4 protein-coding genes are annotated in these 3,608 nt (G+C 44.1%); 1 reads left to right on the forward strand and 3 read right to left on the reverse strand.

The window, feature by feature from the left end; all coding sequences use genetic code 11:
• Positions 1–1,087, forward strand: a 1,087-nt coding sequence (locus tag WEIDD23_RS01685; RefSeq protein WP_278279461.1) for a penicillin-binding transpeptidase domain-containing protein, incomplete at its 5' end; no start/stop codon positions are given.
• Between the two features lie 39 nt (positions 1,088–1,126).
• Here the strand turns inward: WEIDD23_RS01685 and WEIDD23_RS01690 are convergent.
• The 3 genes from WEIDD23_RS01690 to WEIDD23_RS01700 form a co-directional block, all read right to left on the reverse strand.
• Positions 1,127–1,867, reverse strand: coding sequence for a DnaD domain-containing protein (locus WEIDD23_RS01690; RefSeq protein ID WP_010374324.1), 741 nt, complete (start codon positions 1,865–1,867; stop codon positions 1,127–1,129).
• Between the two features lie 90 nt (positions 1,868–1,957).
• Positions 1,958–3,253, reverse strand: coding sequence for an asparagine--tRNA ligase (gene asnS / locus WEIDD23_RS01695; protein WP_010374320.1), 1,296 nt, complete (start codon positions 3,251–3,253; stop codon positions 1,958–1,960).
• A gap of 29 nt (positions 3,254–3,282) precedes the next feature.
• The coding region (locus tag WEIDD23_RS01700) for a cell wall elongation regulator TseB-like domain-containing protein (RefSeq protein ID WP_347474440.1) at positions 3,283–3,608 on the reverse strand (326 nt) is incomplete at its 5' end.

Raw genomic sequence — 3,608 nt, forward strand, 5'->3', positions numbered from 1 at the left:
CACACCGTACACCTACCCTGGCACAAATATTCAGCCGAATGACTGGGATCACAAGTTCATGGGATCGATGACCATGCGTTATGCATTGGCGCAATCACGTAACCTACCGGCTATCCGCACGTTGCAAGAGGTTGGTTATACTAAGTCGAGTGAATTCTTGAAGAAATTGGGTATTGATTATCCGGCTGATAAGTTGGTTGGTTCAAGTGCCATTGGAATCGACGTATCTTCAGAACAATTGGCTGCCGCTTATGCAGCGTTTGCCAACGGTGGTACTTATTATAAGCCACAATACATTTCGAAGATTACTGAACAAAGTGGCGTTGTGAAAGACTACAAGGCTGACGGCTCAACAGCGATGAAGTCATCAACGGCCTTCATGTTAACAAATATGATGAAGTCAGTTATTACCGACTCATATGCCAAGATGATCAATACGAATGCCTATAGTCAAGCTGGTAAGACTGGTGTTGTTGGTTATGCAGATGGTGCTGATGTTCCCGATGGTGCAGCCCACGATACCTGGTTCACCGGCTTTACCAAGTCAGCTTCGATTTCAGTTTGGACTGGATATGATCAACCAGACGAGCCTGGCCACTACTTGGCTGAGGGTGAAGAACAATACGTTGCCCTTCACGCTTACAAAGCCTTGATGGATTATGTTATGTCGGGTGGCGATGATGGTTCTGATTGGACGATGCCGGATACCGTCCGTCAAGTAACGGTCAATGGTATCAAGGAATACCAAGTAGTCGGTGCTGATGTGGCCAACGAAAAGACAATTGGTGGTACAGGCGCTGTTTCAACAACGCGCACGCCAACTGTCCAACGTGAACAACAAACTGTTCAACAATCGGTTGCACCAGTTGAAAGCTCTACAGAGCAACCAGCAAGCGAAACCCCTACTTCTTCGAGTGAATCAAGTGCCGAAGAACGAAGCACCTCATCTTCACAAGTTGAATCAAGTGCTTCTCACAGCGAATCACAACCCGCAAGTAGCAGTTCGAATGCACCAAGTTCAAGTGCGTCATCAACGCAGCCTGCTTCAAGCAGTAGCGCACCTGCGACGCGAGAAAGTTCAAGATAATGAAAAAGCCCTTTGGAATATTTCCAAAGGGCTTTTCTGTTACTTAAATTGCGACCAATCAGTGTTAAGAATATCAACATCGGTTGGAATGTTGACGCGTTCTTCTTGATTAAGTTGCTTAAATTGTGAGCGTTTTTGTCGTTCTTGGCGAACCTCTTTAATTGAATGGTAGTTCTTTTTTTGCCAAGCGACCAAAATGGTTTCGATATAACGTAAGTTTAAGGCTGCATTCAAAACAGCTTCCTGCACGGCTGCTTTGATGAATTCGGGCTGGAAATGATCAACATCAAACCAGTTTTTAACCGTTTCCATTTCCATTTGACTTAATGGCCGGCCAAATTCTTGTTCAATCAGGTTGTAAATCGTTGCTCGACTCAAATCATCCTTGGTTTGGGCTGGTTCACCTTGGGCTTCAACCCGTTGTGCAGCCGCTTGCTTTGTCCCACCTGTAATACGCATTAATTGTGTATACAAAGGTTCAAAATCAAGTTGGGTTGTCACTCGCCCACTACCGTCGCGAACGCTCACGAATTTAACCAAGCCTTTTGCACGTAATGATTCCAGGTGCCCAAATACAAGTTGCGGTTCCCAGCCAAGCGCTTCGCCAATTTTTGTTGTACTGGGTTCTAATTCGCCATGATCGATACCGGCTTTGGTTTGTACGAAAACTAAAAATTCATCGTTACTCATCCCAAGGTCGCGATAATGCTGTAATAGATAGTTACTAATTGTTGTCTGGCCAGCTTTTAGGTAGGCCGTCCAATTTAGTTCTGTTGTCATTAACGGTCTCCCTTCGCGTTTTATGCAGTAATATCTGTGATTAAAAAACCGATACAGTTATTGTACCGGTTTTTTAGGTTTATTTTTAGCTTATGGCCACAAACGGTTCATCGTGCGTGGGAATGGAATTGCCTCACGAATGTGCTCTTCACCAGTAATCCAAGTGACAGCACGTTCTAGACCAAGACCGAAGCCTGAGTGTGGCACAGAACCATACTTACGCAAGTCCAAGTACCATGAGTATTCCTTCAAATCCAAACCTTGTTCCTTGATACGTTGCTCAAGGTAATCGTAATCTGTATCACGCTCAGATCCACCAATGATTTCTCCGTATCCTTCAGGTGCCAAAAGGTCAGCTGAGATAACGACGTCGTCACGATCAGGGTGGCGCTTCATGTAGAAGGCCTTAATTTCCTTAGGGAAGTTTGTGATAAAGACTGGCTTTGCAAAGTGGTTAGCCAAGAATGTTTCTTCAGGTGAACCAAAGTCAACACCCCACTCAACGTCAAAGTCGTTTTCTTGCAAAAGCTTGATAGCGTCATCGTATGAAACACGTGGATAAGGAAGTTGTGTGTATGATTGCAACAACTCCTTGTCACGACCCAACAAGTCCAATTCGTATTGGTTACGATCCAAAACAGCTTGAATCAAGTAGGCAATGTAGCGTTCTTGCACTTCCAATGAGTCATCTTGTGTCATCCAGGCCATTTCAGGCTCAATCATCCAGAACTCAGTTAAGTGACGACGCGTCTTTGACTTCTCGGCACGGAACGTTGGTCCAAATGTGAAGACACGTCCAAAGGCCATTGCGCCTGCTTCGGCATACAATTGACCAGTTTGTGACATGTAGGCATCCGTATCGAAGTATTCCGTGTGGAACAATTCGGTCGTACCTTCAGGAGCTGAACCTGTCAAAATTGGTGAATCAATCTTGACGAAGCCTTCCTTGTTGAAGAATTCATAAGTTGCAGCAATGATTGTATTACGAATACGCAAAACTGCAAATGGTTGGATGTGACGTAGGTACAAGTGACGGTGATCCATCAAGAAATCAGTACCGTGCTCCTTTGGCGTGATTGGATAACCATCAGATTCACCAACTACCGTCAAATCCTTAACTTGCATTTCGTATCCGAATGGTGAACGTTCGTCTTCACGAATCGTTCCAATCAAGTACATGCTTGTTTCTTGTGTCAAAGCCTTAGCCTTGGCGAAGATTTCTTCACCAACTGCTTCCTTTGAAACAACACCTTGGAAGAAGGCCGTACCATCACGTAATTGCAAGAATTGCATCTTACCTGAACCACGCTTGTTACGTAACCAAGCGCCTAGACGAACTTCTTGGTCGACATAGTTTTTCGCGTCTTCAATGCGAATTGTATCCATCTCTATGAACTCCCTTAATTAATATCAACTTATAAGTGTTGGATGGTTCGAACTGCTTTTCCATCCGAGAATTGGAAGGTAATTAAATTAAGATTACCTTGCCTATCAGTAAAGGTTACTTCCCAAACTGGGACCTGCTCATAAATGGCTAGGCCCAAACTGGTAATTCGCTTTGGCTGATATTTTGATTTAACGAGATTACGCACCTCAGCAGCAGATAAGCCATTCTTCATTTGAACGGTTGTTATCTTTTTCGACTTATCCTTAACAATGACGCCAATTTCTTGATGCTGTTTATTCTCACCAATCACACTGTAGTACGTATGTTGTCGAGAAACTCGGAAAAATTGAGTTG

The sequence above is a fragment of the Weissella sp. DD23 genome, assembly GCF_001579105.1.
GTDB classification, from domain to species: Bacteria; Bacillota; Bacilli; order Lactobacillales; family Lactobacillaceae; genus Weissella; species Weissella cibaria.